This window comes from Pseudaeromonas sharmana, assembly GCF_042649925.1.
GTDB lineage: Bacteria > Pseudomonadota > Gammaproteobacteria > Enterobacterales > Aeromonadaceae > Pseudaeromonas > Pseudaeromonas sharmana.
The window spans coordinates 655571-670084 of sequence record NZ_JBHSAF010000001.1 but is presented as its reverse complement, the minus strand read 5'-3'; the positions used below and the strand labels follow the sequence as shown (position 1 = coordinate 670084).

Genomic DNA, 14514 nt, shown 5'->3' with positions numbered 1-14514 from the left:
ACCACAAGTATGCAGAGGATATGAATACATATAGAACAATTGCACAAAAACGGTGCTTTTTATTCACCAAAGTATCACATCAAGCCCGGGAACATGTGTTTCAGTCCGGCGACAATAATCTCAATACCAAGAGACATCATGATCAGCCCCATGATACGCGTCACCACGTTGATACCGGTTTTGCCCATCAGACGAAACAGCAAAGGCGCGGCACGAAATACCAGCCATGAAAACAAAGAGAAGACGACGACAACCAAACTCAGTGCCAATAGCTGGCCTGGAGAATTAAATTGGCTGGCATAAACAATTGTCGAGCTGATCGCACCCGGACCCGCCATCAGCGGCAGCGCCAGCGGAACTACCGCGATTGACTCCTTGGCCACCGACTCCCCTTTCTCCTCCTTGTTGTGGCGCACTTCCCCCAACTTGCCCTGCAACATCGACCAAGCGATCAAGGTAATCAGCGAGCCACCGGCAATACGAAACGACGCAATCGATATCCCGAACAGATCCAGGATAACCTGCCCAAAGAACATCGATATCCACAGAATAATCATGACCGCGAGGTTGGCCGTGGTGTTGGTTTTCAAGCGCTCTTGCGGCGTCTGGTGACTGGTCAGGCTGACAAAAACCGGCAGCAATCCAAGCGGATTAATGATAGCCACGAGACCAATAAAGAACTTTAGATAAAGAGAAAATTCGAGCTGTTCCATGTCACATCCACAATATTGAAAACCGACACCAAGTTTTAAGCCGCCTGCTCGGCGCGCCGATTATGCTCAGCATGCTACAAATGACCAATCAATTAAAATAATCCCCTACTTTTTACATTAGTTTTTTTTATCAAATTAGAACATTTCAGGCTTATATCATCACCGATGCTCTTGGCCACGCCATCGATACGCCAACCTGATACTGCGGACTCATTTAACGGTAATTCCAGTCTTCGTGCGGCCTCAAAGGAGAACTTGGCTTGTCGCAAACACTGCATACCCCACTGCGCCAATAGATACAAACAGTTAGTTTTTACTTTGTCAGAAACCGAACATTTTCTTGTGGTATCAGAGACATGCAAAAATCCAATCCAGATGCAATCGCTATCATGAAATAAAATTTCTTTTGTCATTTTACAACAATTGACCTGGATCAAGTTAGCCACCCTAACACCGCTTCTATAATCCGATACGAAAGTTGTTTCTAAAGCACCGCCGGCAGGAAAATTGTTGTAAAGCCAGCATTGTGTATACTCGTCAACGCTGGTTTCACGTTTCCTTCCTCAAGTAAAGCGCCATCTTTGTAAACAGTTTTCAAAACTCAGTAGGAGAAAGATATGGCAGTTACAAATCTTGCCGAATTGGATGAACTGGTTGCGCGTGTCAAGGCCGCCCAGCGTGTATTTGCTACTTACTCTCAAGAGCAAGTAGACAAAATTTTCCGCGCTGCTGCCCTGGCTGCCAACAATGCCCGTATTCCGCTGGCTCAAATGGCCGTTGCTGAATCTGGCATGGGTATCATCGAAGATAAGGTTATCAAAAACCACTTCGCATCCGAGTACATCTACAACAAGTACAAGGACGAAAAGACCTGTGGCATCCTGAGCGAAGACGACGAGTTCGGTACCGTCACCATCGCTGAGCCGGTTGGTATCATCTGTGGTATCGTTCCGACCACCAACCCGACCTCCACTGCGATCTTCAAGTCTCTGATTGCTCTGAAGACCCGCAATGCCATCATCTTCTCCCCGCACCCACGTGCCAAGAACTCTACCAATACCGCTGCCAAGCTGGTACTGGATGCAGCCATCGCTGCTGGTGCACCGGCTGACATCATCGGCTGGATCGACCAACCGTCTGTTGAGCTGTCCAACGCGCTGATGAAGCACAACGATATCAACCTGATCCTGGCCACCGGTGGTCCTGGCATGGTGAAGGCTGCTTACTCTTCTGGTAAGCCGGCTATCGGTGTTGGTGCAGGTAACGTTCCGGTTGTCATCGACGAAACTGCCGACGTCAAGCGTGCTGTTGCTTCTATCCTGATGTCCAAGACCTTCGATAACGGTGTGGTTTGTGCGTCTGAACAGGCAGTCATCGTTGTTGATGCTATCTACGACCAGGTCAAGGAACGTTTCGCCAGCCACAAGGGCTATGTCCTGTCCAAGGAAGAAGCCGACAAGGTACGTAAAGTTATCCTGATCAATGGCGCCATGAACGCCGCCATCGTGGGTCAACCGGCTACCAAGATCGCCGAAATGTCTGGCGTCAAGGTTCCTGCTGACACCAAGATCCTGATCGGTGAAGGCGTGAAGATCTGTGAAGAAGAAGAGTTCGCTCACGAGAAGCTCTCTCCGACCCTGGGTATGTTCCGCGCCAAGAACTTTGAAGAAGCCGTCGACATGGCTTGTGACATGGTCAACCTGGGTGGTATCGGTCACACCTCTGGCCTGTACACCGACCAGGACTTGAACGCCGATCGCGTCAAGTACTTCGGTGACAAGATGAAGACCGCACGTATCCTGATCAACACTCCGACCACTCACGGTGGTATCGGTGACCTGTACAACTTCGCAATGGCTCCTTCCCTGACTCTGGGTTGTGGTTCATGGGGTGGTAACTCCATCTCCGAAAACGTTGGTCCGAAGCACTTGATCAACAAGAAGATGGTCGCTAAACGGGCTGAAAATATGCTGTGGCACAAACTTCCGAAATCTATCTACTTCCGTCGTGGTTCTCTGCCGATCGCACTGAGCGATCTGGAAGGCAAGAAGCGCGCCATGGTGGTCACCGACCGCTTCCTGTTCAACAACGGTTATGCCGATGAGCTGGTTCGCCTGCTGAAGGGTATGTCCATGGAAGTGGAAGTGTTCTACGAAGTAGAAGCTGACCCGACGCTGTCCATCGTCCGCAAGGGCGCAGAAATGGCCAACTCCTTCAAGCCGGATGTCATCCTGGCGCTGGGTGGTGGTTCACCAATGGACGCTGCCAAGATCATGTGGGTAATGTACGAGCATCCGAACACTGCCTTCGAAGATCTGGCCATGCGCTTCATGGACATCCGTAAGCGTATCTACAAGTTCCCGAAGATGGGTCAAAAGGCCGAGCTGGTTTGTATCACCACCACCTCCGGTACCGGTTCTGAAGTTACTCCGTTCGCCGTAGTAACTGACGACACCACTGGTGTTAAGTACCCACTGGCCGACTACGAGCTGACCCCGAACATGGCCATCGTTGACGCCAACCTGGTTGCCAACATGCCTAAGTCCCTGTGTGCGTTCGGTGGTGTTGACGCCGTGACTCACGCCATGGAAGCCTATGTATCCGTTATCGCTAACGAATACTCTGACGGCCAAGCCCTGCAAGCGCTGAAGATGCTGAAGGAATACCTGCCTTCTAGCTACAAGAACGGCAAGGCGGACATGGTTGCTCGTGAGAAGGTACACAATGCAGCTACCATCGCTGGTATCGCATTCGCCAACGCCTTCCTGGGTGTGTGCCACTCCATGGCGCACAAGCTGGGTGCTGAATTCCACATTCCGCACGGTCTGGCCAACGCCCTGCTGATCAGCAACGTGATCCGTTACAACGCTAACGACAACCCGACCAAGCAAACTGCGTTCTCTCAATACGACCGTCCGCAAGCGCGTCGTCGTTATGCCGAAGTTGCTGACCATCTGGGTCTGACTGCTGCTGGTGACCGTACCGCAGCCAAGATCGAGAAGCTGCTGGCATGGCTGGACGGCCTGAAGAAGGATCTGGACATCCCGATGTCCATCCGCGAAGCAGGCGTACCGGAAGAGAAGTTCCTGGCTGCTGTCGACAAGCTCTCTGTAGAAGCTTTCGATGACCAGTGCACTGGCGCCAACCCGCGCTACCCGCTGATCAGCGAACTGAAGCAAGTCCTGCTCGACTCCTACTACGGCCGTCCTTATGTTGAAGGCACTGTTGTAGAAGCCAAGGAAGAGAAGAAAGAAGAAGGCAAGAAGAAGAAGTAATTCTTCTCCTGCTGACTGATAAGGCCCGCACATTGTGCGGGCCTTTCTTTTGCCTGCACCGCCTGAATTTGCTAACTTTTCCGATGAAGACAGGAGGAATTCATGGCGGACATCTCGGTACCTGTTGCAGATTTACGTGTTGGTCACTACATCAAGTTGCCTCTCAGCTGGAAGCAGCACCCCTTCTTGTTCAGCTCATTTCGCATCAAAGACGACGCCCAACTAGATATCGTGCGCCAAATTGGTTTACGAGAGATCATCGTCGATCCCGATAAGAGCACCACTGAGGTGATTATCACCCCCCCGCCGATCACGGAAGAAGAAATCGTCGCTCCGGCGGTGGATCCCGAGCTCGAGCGTCACAAGTTACAACAACAACAACTGCGACGCTCCATTCGCAATGCTGAACGCGCCTACGGTAATTCTGTCGTCCCCTTGCGCGACTCCTTAAGCCGTCTGAATATCAATCCGGATGAAGGGCTTGGTACTGTTGCCGAACTGGTGCGCCAAGCCAGTCAGTATCTCTGTCAGCAGGAGGGGCCGGTTGGCTTGCATTTGGTGCGCCTCCCTGCACAGGCCGATAGCCTGTTATTGCATAGCCTGAATGTAGCCTTCATCAGCATGCTAGTGGCTCGTGAAGCCGGCTGGCCACCGCTGGAAATCGAAGATGCTGGCCTGGCGGGGTTGGTACACGATATCGGCGAACTCAAGATCCCGTCGCAGATCCTGCGCAAGCGCACCGAGTTAACCAAGGCAGAAACCAACTTCTTGAATATGCACGTACAATATGGTTTCGATCAGCTCGGCCAGATGAATGCCTTCTCACAACGGATCCGCCAAGCTGTTCACCAACACCATGAGCGCTTGGACGGCTCAGGCTATCCGCAGGCACTGCAAGGCGACAAAATAGAGCCACTCGCCCGACTACTGGCAGTCGTCGACAGTTATGATGAACAGTTGCATCCGCGGCACCTTGGCAAGGCTGTTGTTCCGAATCAGGTCATTGCTGCACTGTATAAACGAGCGAATAAACAACTCGATGGTAACTTTATCCAGTTGCTTATCAAGGTCATGGGCATCTACCCGCCTGGCAGCCTGGTGCAACTGAGTGATGAAACAGTGGCACTGGTCATGTCCAGTGATCCCAGCGCCGCCCTCAAACCTTGTATCCTCCCCTTCCAGAAAGGGAAAGTGCCTGAAGGTGTGGATTTGATTAATCTGCGACAAGATGAAAGAACCATAGCCCGCACCCTCGAATTAGACGAGCTAACACCACCACAACGCGACTTCTTTAGTCTTGGCAAACGCTACTGCTACTATTTTTCGTCGGGTGAGCAATCAGAACTGACCGCCATGCCCGCCGAGTAGGGCATCCAATTTTCGAACCCCAACACGAGTGTGCGACGTAACACAACTACCGTATCAAGGAGTATTTCGTGTCCCTGACATCCTGCCCGTGTGGCAGTCAACAACCCTTTGCATCATGTTGTGAGCCCTATATTCTTGGGAAAAGGCTGCCGACATCGCCAGAAGCACTGATGCGCTCTCGCTTTAGCGCGTTTGTCGTGGCCGCCTGGCCCTATCTGGTTGAAACCTGGCACCCAGACTATTGCCCTGTGAGCGACGCCCAAGCATTAGCCCGTGACAGTCAAGATGGACACTGGTTGAAATTGCAGGTAATGGCTAGCAAAGTTCAAGAGGATGAACAGCAAGGCACAGTCCTATTCCTGGCGTGGTACCGCGATGACTCAGGAATCCACGCACATCATGAGGAGTCACGCTTTGAAAAGCTGGCTGGTCGCTGGGTCTATACCACAGGGCGGTTTTTACCTGTCCCCAAAGCGTTGCAAATCGGTCCCAATAGCCCATGTCCCTGCGGCAGTGGCAAGAAACTGAAAAAATGCGATTGCCACTGATGCTGTCATCTACGAACACGCTTTTGCAACGGTTGTCATGGCCATGTCATGTGCTCGCCTTATAGTGCGCAGACATGACTAGGACGGAAAGACGCCATGACATCCATTGAGCAGTTGCTGGCTGACAATCACATCTCAATACTGTTTCAACCCATTGTTTCGGCGGGACATGCATCCCCCCTGGGCTATGAAGCCTTGGCGAGAGGTCCGCAATTTACCCCCTATTTCAGTGCCGGTGCCTTGTTTGCCCTCGCCCGCGCAACGGCAAAACAGACGTTACTGGAGCAGCATTGTCTCGAGTTGGCGCTGGCCCGCTTCCAGCAATTAGCGTCACCCAGCCGCAGCCGGTTATTTGTCAATTTGTCCCCCTCGGTGCTATTCCAGATCGGGGTCAATCCGATTTATCAGCTGACGCAACGCTATAACCTGGCCCCAGAACGACTGGTGATCGAAATTACGGAGCAGCAGAGTCAGGAGGAGATCCCGCTGTCCAATCTGGTCGCTGAGCTGCAACATTGTGGTATCGGTGTCGCATTGGATGACTTGGGAAGTGCTTTTTCGGGATTACGGCGCTGGATGGAGCTGAAGCCGGATTATGTCAAACTCGATCGTTGTTTTGTCACAGACATTGAGCAAAGCACTCAACGACAGCGCTTTGTCAGTCAACTAATCAGGCTGGCTCAGGATACCGGCAGTCAATTTATCGTAGAAGGCGTGGAAACACGTAGCCAGTGGCAATGCTTACTTGGGCTTGGTGTGCGTCACGTTCAAGGATTTGCCATCGCCTGTCCGGCTGCCGACCTCGCTATCGAACTTCCGGAGATGCCACCCATACCGCACAGCGAGATATGGGAAGGCAATCTTCGAAAAATGCGCCAATTCGTCCATCCCGTTCCCACCCTGACCGCCAACCAACCTTGCCAGCAGGCACTGGAACTATTTAATACGCAACTTAACCTGCAATGTATACCCGTGGTCGACGCACAAGGCATTGCTCAGGGGCTATTGCGCAGGGAGCAGCTACTGACGCGTTTTGCCGAGCGCTTTGGCCATGCACTCTACTCACGCCAACCCGTGAGCCGATTAATGGATCCCGAGCCCATCCTCATCGAAAGCAGCCTGGACCCATTACAAGTGAGCCAGCAGTTACTGGAGCAAAACAATCTGGACATGGACAGCTGGTTTCTGATCTGTGAACAGGGACGTTTTCTTGGGCTTGGCTATCTCAGCGAGCTGGTCCGACAGCTCACCGAGTATAAAATTCGGATGGCGCAGCATGCCAATCCGCTAACGTTGTTACCCGGTAACGTCCCGATCCACATGGCTATCGAGCAAGCAATAGACAAGCAGCAGGCGTTTTATCTGGTGTATTGCGATTTAAACCATTTCAAACCCTATAACGATGTCTGCGGTTATGACAGAGGTGATCAGGTAATCTGCCAACTAGCCGATCTATTACGACATCACGTAGGGCATCCCCACAATTTCCTTGGCCACCTTGGTGGTGATGATTTTATTCTTATCCTCAAGGCAAGCGACTGGTCTGGTAGACTGGAGCGACTGCAGCACGCATTCCAGCAAGCACGGCGACAGTTTTATCGGGAAGCGGACTGGTTGCGAGGTGGTATCGAGGGATTGGACCGCGATGGCAACAAACGCCTGTTTCCACTGCTGACGTTAGCCATCGGGGTAGTTGCCTGGTCTGATGACAGCGATATGAACCGCAGTCAGCTCATTGATGCTCTAACTGTCGCCAAGAAACGGGCCAAGCAGAACCAGACTGCGAGTTATTGGCTGTTTGATTGTGAAGAGGTTGCGCTGCTCGCCGGCTGACGCATCTCCACCTTGGCGCCTGCCGCTCTCAGCATCATGATCAAGCGTGGTTGTTGTTCCCGAGCCAACCGCTGACCGATGCGGATCATCTCTTCGCGCATCAACGGCGTATAGCGAACATACTTCTGGCCAACCGGGGTGCGGAAAAACTGCACCATCTGCTCAATTTCCTGATGGGTAAAGTGGGCATGATACGTCATCGCCAATTCGGCCCGCATCCGCTCCCACGTCAGATACTCCTGGGCCCATCGTTGCACAACCCTTTGATAGCGCGCCATTGCCGGTTGCTTACGGATCATCTCTAACAGCACCTGATGACTCTGGCGCTGATATTGCTCCTTGCCGCCAATCAGATCTGCCAACTCCAGCGCACTGTCACCCGCCCACACATGACAAGTCATCAGAACGCTCAGCAGCCCGCACCAGACTGTTCTCATCGAATCCCTCCTTGGTTACGCACACGATGACAATAAAAAACTGACCCGGCAAGAGCCGGGTCAAGGAAGCGTGAGTCTAGCGCGACTTCTGGCGAGAGGCTTTTGCCGTATTCGGCTGTCCCCGTCCCTGGTGAGACGCTGGCCTGGACGGACTTTTGCCATTACCCTGGGGCGCCTCACGCCGAGCCGAAGCGTGGGCTGGTTTGGCCTTCGGCGCACCATGGTTGCGCTGATGCGCAATATCCGTGTGCCTGGTCAGGGCCGGCTGGCCTTTCTTCGGCGCACGATTGCGGCTCTGTGACTCAGGTGGAATCAGATACTGAGGACCGCTGCCAATCAAATGCGCCATCCCCATCTCCTGAAGCGCCTCGCGGATCATGGGCCACCCGGCTGCATCGTGGTAACGCAAGATGGCCTTGTGCAGACGGCGGCGACGTTCGCCTTTGACGACAAATACCGAATCCGATTTATACGTCACCTTATGTAACGGATCGACTTCCGAATAATACATGGTGGTGGCCGTGGCCAGCGGGGACGGATAAAAATTCTGCACCTGGTCGAGGCGGAAATTATTGCTCTTAAGCCACAACGCCAGATTGATCATGTCTTCGTCGCGCGTCCCTGGATGCGCCGAGATGAAATAAGGAATCAGGTACTGCTCTTTTCCCGCTTCCTTGGAGTACTTGTCAAACAACTCCTTGAAACGGTAATAGCTGCCCATCCCCGGTTTCATCATCTTGGACAGCGGGCCCTCTTCTGTATGCTCTGGTGCAATCTTCAGGTAGCCACCGACATGATGCATCACCAGTTCGCGAACATAGCGAGGATCCTCTACCGCCAGGTCATAACGGACACCGGATGCAATCAAGATTTTCTTGATGCCTTTAATCTGCCGCGCCTTGCGATACAGATTGATGGTCGGCGTATGATCGGTATCCATGTGCGGACAGATGCTGGGATAGACACAGGAGGCGCGCCGGCAGCTCTCTTCAGCCTTCGGACTCTTGCAGCGCAACATGTACATGTTGGCGGTGGGCCCACCGAGATCAGAAATCACGCCAGTAAATCCAGGGACCTTATCCCGGATGGCTTCCACTTCATTGAGTATCGATTCTTCAGAACGGCTTTGAATGATGCGGCCTTCGTGTTCGGTAATGGAACAGAAGGTGCAACCGCCGAAGCAGCCACGCATGATGTTGACCGAGGTTTTGATCATGTCATAAGCCGGGATCTTCTGCTGACCGTATGCCGGATGGGGTATCCGCTGATAAGGCAGCGCAAAAACCATATCCATCTCATCTGTCGACAACGGATAAGCAGGTGGATTCACCCATACATAGCGATCACCATGTTTTTGCATCAACGCACGGGCACACCCCGGGTTGGTCTCATGGTGCAATACCCGCGAGGCATGGGCATACAGAACCTTATCTGCTTTCACCTTCTCATAAGATGGTAACAGGACATAAGTTTGTTCCCATGGTCTGGGCTTGGCAGGCTGAACCAAAATTGGCTTGGCTTCGGTCTCTGGCTGAGGCGCGCTTGTGCTGGCACAGGGCGCATCTTCCATATACGGGTTGGGAATCGGGTCTATCTTGCCGAGTTTATCCAGGCGCGTTGAGTCGACCCCTCGCCAACCAGGCAACGCCTCGCGCCGCAACACAGCGGTACCGCGAATACCTTGCATCTGGTCGATACGTTCACCCCGAGACAAGCGATGAGCGATCTCGGCAATCGGTCGCTCGGCATTACCGTAGACCAGGATATCCGCTTTGGAGTCAAACAGTACGGAACGACGAATCGTTTCCGACCAATAATCATAGTGGGCGATACGGCGCAGTGACGCCTCTATGCCACCCACCACGACAGGCACGTCCTTATAAGCTTCCTTGCAACGCTGGCTATAGACCAGCACAGCCCGATCAGGACGTTTACCGCCGACATTGCCTGGGGTATAGGCGTCATCATGCCGGAGCTTTTTGTCAGCCGTATAGCGGTTAATCATCGAGTCCATGTTGCCGGCAGAAACACCAAAAAACAGATTGGGTTTACCGAGCGCCATAAATGGCTCTTTGCTGTTCCAGTCCGGCTGGGCAATGATGCCGACGCGAAAACCCTGCGCCTCAAGAAAACGACCGATAACCGCCATGCCAAAGCTCGGATGGTCGACATAGGCGTCACCACTGATGATGACAATGTCACAGCTATCCCAGCCAAGCTGATCCATCTCATCACGCGACATGGGCAGAAACGGCGCCGGACCGAGACACTCGGCCCAATACTTCGGATAGGAGAACAAGGTAACGTCAGGCTGTTGCATAGCGACTCAAAGCAAAACTCAAAGGGGCGGCATTATAGCTTGTGAAAAAAATGTTGGCGATGGGTATTTTTTGAGCGGAAATTAGTCAAATCTAAAAAAACAAAAGCGCCCCGGAAGGCGCTTTTTTCTGTCACAACCGTGTCAACACGGTTGCCCGCAATTAGGCGATAACGGTGACGTTTTCAGCCTGCGGGCCCTTTTGACCTTGGGTCACGCTGAACTGAACGCGTTGGCCTTCAGCCAGGGTCTTGAAACCTTGAGAGTTAATTGCTCTGAAGTGTACGAACACATCCGGGCCTTGGTCCTGCTCGATGAAGCCGAAACCCTTGGTCTCGTTGAACCATTTTACCTTGCCAGTGCGGACGTCAGACATAATCAATTTCCTAAGTAACATATATAACTGTGCCTGTAATCAGGCGGTAACAGCTGAGAGGTGTTGACTTACGTAACAACTAAGACGTCCCGCAAGGAAGCCATGGTCGAACAAATAAGCAGCGGCACACTTTCAAGCTGCTTGCATTGTAAGCGGCTGACCTCATATGTCAATCGGGGTTTCGGGAAAAACGATATGCCAATTTTTAAACAGTGACTAATGTCGCGCTAACAGGCCGTTATAAGTAAGCTGAGCCGAAGGATTGATCCGGTTTCAATGCTGGCCCTATGACCGCATCTACCACCATCCCAACAGATTTTGGCCAATTACCGCAATCCAGGTGACCGATGTCAGCCCTAAACTCAACATCACAGCGGCTGAACCCAAATCTTTGGCGCGACCGGACAACTCATGGTGCTCGGAACCAATACGGTCAACCACCGCTTCAATCGCAGAGTTCATGATCTCCACAATCACCACCAGCCACGCCACCAACAACAGTAGCAACGTCTGCGTCACCCCCTCCCCCAGCCAAAACGCCAGCGGTGTCAGGATAATCATCAGCATCAGCTCCTGCCGAAATGCCGCCTCATGCCGCCATGCCGAGCGCAACCCCATAGCACTGTAGCCAGTCGCCTTGAAAATCCGGTACAAGCCGGTATTACCTGGTTTAGCCAATCTGCATTCCCCCATCAATAAGGTGCAAATGCTACCAAAGCCCTTGCGCCGACAGAACAGGCACTGCCTTTCTTTGGTGTTTTTTTTGATTTAAGGTAAAGGCCACATTAAACGGACGCACGAAATCCGTATCTGGGAATGCTGGAATGTCTATTCATACCGATGAACTGAGAACAAAGAAAATAGAGGCCCTGATCACCCCGCGCGAGCTGGCGGTAGAGACCCCGGTGCACGCCGAACTTGCCGAGCATATCCTCACGGCGCGCCATGACATAGAAGCCATCTTGCGGGGTGATGACCAGCGACTGCTGGTCATTGTCGGCCCCTGCTCTTTGCATGATCCCCTGGCCGCGGTCGCGTATGCACAAAAACTGACGGCGTTGCGCGCCCGTTATGCCGATAGTTTATGCATCGTCATGCGTGCCTATTTTGAAAAACCGCGCACCGTTGTCGGCTGGAAAGGGCTGATCAATGACCCAGGCCTTGACGGCAGCTTCCGCGTCAATGCCGGGCTTCGCCTGGCGCGCAAGTTATTGCATGACATCAATGCGCTCGGGCTGCCAACCGCCACCGAGTTTCTGGATATGGTGACCGGTCAGTATATTGCGGATCTCATCAGCTGGGGAGCTATTGGCGCCAGAACCACGGAAAGTCAGGTTCACCGCGAAATGGCCTCAGCGCTCTCCTGCCCGGTCGGTTTCAAGAACGGTACCGATGGCAATATTCGAATTGCGATTGATGCTGTCCGCGCCTCGGCACACAGTCACATGTTCAACTCACCCGACAAAGACGGCAAGATGACCATCTACCAGACCAGTGGTAACCCCTACGGTCACGTCATTCTGCGCGGTGGCAAGCGGCCTAATTACGATACCGCCAGCATTGATGTCGCCTGTGATGATCTGGCCAAAGCCGGCTTGCCACAGCGCCTCGTCGTCGACTTCAGCCACGGCAACAGTCAGAAAGACCATCGCCGGCAGCTGGAGGTGGGAGCGGATATCTGTGATCAGCTCAAACGGGGGCGGACGGCAATCGCTGGTGTCATGATCGAGAGTTTCATTGAAGAAGGCCGTCAAGATGTGACACCGGGTTGCCCGCTGACGTTTGGCCAAAGCATCACCGACGCCTGCCTCGGTTGGGAGCAGACCGCCGGCCTGCTGGAGAAACTGGCTGCCGCCGCGAGCGTGCGCCAGCGCCTGGTCAGAGGGTAATACCTATCGGCAAGTACAGTTGCAGGCCATCGGCCTGCAACTTGCGTGTCTGAACCTTGAACACGTCTGCAAGCAGAGTACCATCCAGTTGTGTCATCGCCCCGGCGCGCACCAGCGTCCCGTGTTGCAGACAAACCAGCGCATCCGCGTGTCCAAGCGCAAGATTGAAGTCATGCAGTGCACAGATGACATGGATGCCCGCCTCAACCAGCTCCCGCAGTAACGCCAGGACCTGTAACTGGTGGTGCCAATCCAACCCGGCCAGTGGTTCGTCGAGTAACAGCAAACGCGCCGCAGGGTTTAGCGTCGGCCATATCTGCAACATTGTTTTGGCAATCAGCACACGTTGTTGCTCGCCCCCGGAAAGCAGCGTGAAATCACGCGCCAGCAAGGGGGTCAGCTCCAATCGCGCCATCAGGTGCTGCCAAACCGGCAAGGCTGCCGACTCAGACGCGCCATGGACGCATAATCCCAAACGCACGACCTCCTGAGTTGGCATCGAGATCAGATGTGGCAAACGCTGTGGCAGCATGGCTCGAATATGCGCCGCCGCCCGGACATCCAGTGCCAGCAAATCTGTCGACTCAATCAGAACCTTTCCCCGCGCTGGCAACACCCCACCGGCAGCATGCAGCAATGTTGATTTGCCACTACCGTTCGGCCCAATTAGCGCCACCAGAGCCGGCTGCTCCCAGCGCAGCGACAACGGCGCCAGGCGATGAGCGACTTCCAGGCCATCCAGCTCAATCATACTGCCTCCGCAATAACAGCATCACCAGCGCAGGAGCGCCCAGAGTGGCGGTGACAATACCAACCGGTAACTCGCCAGCCTGGGGCAGCATCCGTGCCAGCCAGTCGGCCCAGAGCAGAGCAATGGCCCCCCCCAGTGTTGCAACCGGCAGAACAGTCGCCACACCGCGCCGGGTTAGCAATCGCATCAGGTGCGGCAAGAGTAAACCAATGAAACCGATAGCCCCTGCCAACGCCACGGCCATGCCAGTCAGGAAAGCCACAGCCAGGATCAATTGCCAACGCACCCGAGCAGGATCCAGTCCCATCAAAAGCGCATGTTGCTCACCCAGTTGCAGTCGGGCAAGCCAGTCACGACGCCACATCAGCCACCCCAATACCAGCAGGTAAGGCAGCCACCACAAGACGGGCCGACTCTGCCCATATGCCAGGCTACCCATCATCCAGAACAGGATTTCCCGCAGGGTTCCGTCATTGGCCATAAATAGCAACCAGGTCGTCGCGGCACTGGCACAGATCCCCAAGGCCACCCCCAGCAGCAGCAGGCGCGAGATGTCTAGCCGTTGCCGGCGCACCAGCGCAAGCAACAATACCGTCATCAGGATGGCTCCACTAAAGGCCGCCAGCGAGAGTCCCCAGCTTGGCAAGCTGATTCCCAGCACCCGGCTAAGAACCAAGGTTGCGACCGCCAGTAAGGAAGCCCCGCTGGATATACCCAACAATCCGGGCTCGGCCAGCGAATTTTGCATCAATGTTTGTAATACGCAGCCGCTGGCAGCCAATCCAGCCCCAAGCAACATCGCCAGACAGGCTCTGGGCCAACGCAGATCCCACAGCACCTGGCGTTCAAATGCATTCTGTGCCCACGGCCAGTCCAGTTCGACCGGTCCCTGGCACAATGTCAGCAGCAACGACAACGCCAACAGCACCACTAACAGGGCTATCCATAAACGGGCGCTCATCGCGGGTGAAAAAATAACGGTCACGGTCCGGCCTGCTGTTATCAAC

At 53.9% G+C, this 14514-nt stretch carries 12 protein-coding genes; 5 read left to right on the top strand and 7 right to left on the bottom strand.

The features are described from left to right. Positions 1 to 74: 74 nt before the first annotated feature. Positions 75 to 713, bottom strand: coding sequence for a YchE family NAAT transporter (locus tag ACFOSS_RS03180; protein ID WP_377150575.1), 639 nt, complete (start codon positions 711 to 713; stop codon positions 75 to 77). Between the two features lie 617 nt (positions 714 to 1330). Between ACFOSS_RS03180 and adhE the strand changes: the two genes are divergently transcribed. The 4 genes from adhE to ACFOSS_RS03160 all read left to right on the top strand — a co-directional run bounded on the left by adhE (position 1331) and on the right by ACFOSS_RS03160 (position 7737). Further along, complete coding sequence (adhE, locus tag ACFOSS_RS03175) at positions 1331 to 3988, top strand: bifunctional acetaldehyde-CoA/alcohol dehydrogenase (protein WP_377150574.1); 2658 nt, start codon at positions 1331 to 1333, stop codon at positions 3986 to 3988. A gap of 102 nt (positions 3989 to 4090) precedes the next feature. Then, positions 4091 to 5356, top strand: a complete 1266-nt coding sequence (locus ACFOSS_RS03170; RefSeq protein ID WP_377150573.1) for an HD-GYP domain-containing protein — start codon at positions 4091 to 4093, stop codon at positions 5354 to 5356. Positions 5357 to 5424: 68 nt separating this feature from the next. Further along, positions 5425 to 5904: a YchJ family protein gene (locus ACFOSS_RS03165; RefSeq protein WP_377150572.1), complete on the top strand. Its 480-nt coding sequence runs from the start codon at positions 5425 to 5427 to the stop codon at positions 5902 to 5904. Positions 5905 to 6000: 96 nt separating this feature from the next. Further along, complete coding sequence (locus ACFOSS_RS03160; protein ID WP_377150571.1) at positions 6001 to 7737, top strand: bifunctional diguanylate cyclase/phosphodiesterase; 1737 nt, start codon at positions 6001 to 6003, stop codon at positions 7735 to 7737. Here the strand turns inward: ACFOSS_RS03160 and ACFOSS_RS03155 are convergent. The 4 genes from ACFOSS_RS03155 to ACFOSS_RS03140 form a co-directional block, all read right to left on the bottom strand. Beyond that, positions 7692 to 8174 carry a DUF2059 domain-containing protein gene (locus tag ACFOSS_RS03155; protein WP_377150569.1) on the bottom strand — a complete coding sequence of 161 codons (483 nt, stop codon included), beginning with the start codon at positions 8172 to 8174 and terminating at the stop codon, positions 7692 to 7694. The genes ACFOSS_RS03160 and ACFOSS_RS03155 overlap by 46 nt on opposite strands. Positions 8175 to 8250: 76 nt before the next feature. Then, a complete protein-coding gene (locus tag ACFOSS_RS03150; protein ID WP_377150568.1) occupies positions 8251 to 10494 on the bottom strand; it encodes a YgiQ family radical SAM protein in 2244 nt (747 codons plus the stop codon). A gap of 160 nt (positions 10495 to 10654) precedes the next feature. Further along, positions 10655 to 10867 carry a cold-shock protein gene (locus ACFOSS_RS03145; protein WP_377150567.1) on the bottom strand — a complete coding sequence of 71 codons (213 nt, stop codon included), beginning with the start codon at positions 10865 to 10867 and terminating at the stop codon, positions 10655 to 10657. A 297-nt stretch (positions 10868 to 11164) separates the two neighbouring features. Beyond that, entirely contained in the window at positions 11165 to 11545 is a 381-nt protein-coding gene (locus ACFOSS_RS03140; protein WP_377150566.1) for a diacylglycerol kinase, read from the bottom strand. A 146-nt stretch (positions 11546 to 11691) separates the two neighbouring features. On the opposite strand from ACFOSS_RS03140, the gene ACFOSS_RS03135 reads away from it, so the two are divergent. Then, a complete protein-coding gene (locus ACFOSS_RS03135) occupies positions 11692 to 12756 on the top strand; it encodes a 3-deoxy-7-phosphoheptulonate synthase (protein WP_377150565.1) in 1065 nt (354 codons plus the stop codon). Here ACFOSS_RS03135 and ACFOSS_RS03130 read toward each other — a convergent pair. Beyond that, a complete protein-coding gene (locus tag ACFOSS_RS03130) occupies positions 12746 to 13507 on the bottom strand; it encodes an ATP-binding cassette domain-containing protein (RefSeq protein ID WP_377150564.1) in 762 nt (253 codons plus the stop codon). The two genes, ACFOSS_RS03135 and ACFOSS_RS03130, sit on opposite strands and share 11 nt — an antisense overlap. Beyond that, positions 13500 to 14468, bottom strand: a complete 969-nt coding sequence (locus tag ACFOSS_RS03125) for an iron chelate uptake ABC transporter family permease subunit (RefSeq protein ID WP_377150650.1) — start codon at positions 14466 to 14468, stop codon at positions 13500 to 13502. Before ACFOSS_RS03125 ends, ACFOSS_RS03130 begins: the two co-directional genes overlap by 8 nt. Positions 14469 to 14514 lie beyond the last annotated feature (46 nt).

Coding starts and splice junctions, on each gene's coding strand:
- ACFOSS_RS03155 (WP_377150569.1), bottom strand. CDS start 8,174: ATGAGAACAGTCTGGTGCGGGCTGCTGAGCGTTCTGATGACTTGTCAT.
- ACFOSS_RS03135 (WP_377150565.1), top strand. CDS start 11,692: ATGTCTATTCATACCGATGAACTGAGAACAAAGAAAATAGAGGCCCTG.
- adhE (WP_377150574.1), top strand. CDS start 1,331: ATGGCAGTTACAAATCTTGCCGAATTGGATGAACTGGTTGCGCGTGTC.
- ACFOSS_RS03150 (WP_377150568.1), bottom strand. CDS start 10,494: ATGCAACAGCCTGACGTTACCTTGTTCTCCTATCCGAAGTATTGGGCC.
- ACFOSS_RS03125 (WP_377150650.1), bottom strand. CDS start 14,468: ATGAGCGCCCGTTTATGGATAGCCCTGTTAGTGGTGCTGTTGGCGTTG.
- ACFOSS_RS03160 (WP_377150571.1), top strand. CDS start 6,001: ATGACATCCATTGAGCAGTTGCTGGCTGACAATCACATCTCAATACTG.
- ACFOSS_RS03130 (WP_377150564.1), bottom strand. CDS start 13,507: ATGATTGAGCTGGATGGCCTGGAAGTCGCTCATCGCCTGGCGCCGTTG.
- ACFOSS_RS03170 (WP_377150573.1), top strand. CDS start 4,091: ATGGCGGACATCTCGGTACCTGTTGCAGATTTACGTGTTGGTCACTAC.
- ACFOSS_RS03180 (WP_377150575.1), bottom strand. CDS start 713: ATGGAACAGCTCGAATTTTCTCTTTATCTAAAGTTCTTTATTGGTCTC.
- ACFOSS_RS03145 (WP_377150567.1), bottom strand. CDS start 10,867: ATGTCTGACGTCCGCACTGGCAAGGTAAAATGGTTCAACGAGACCAAG.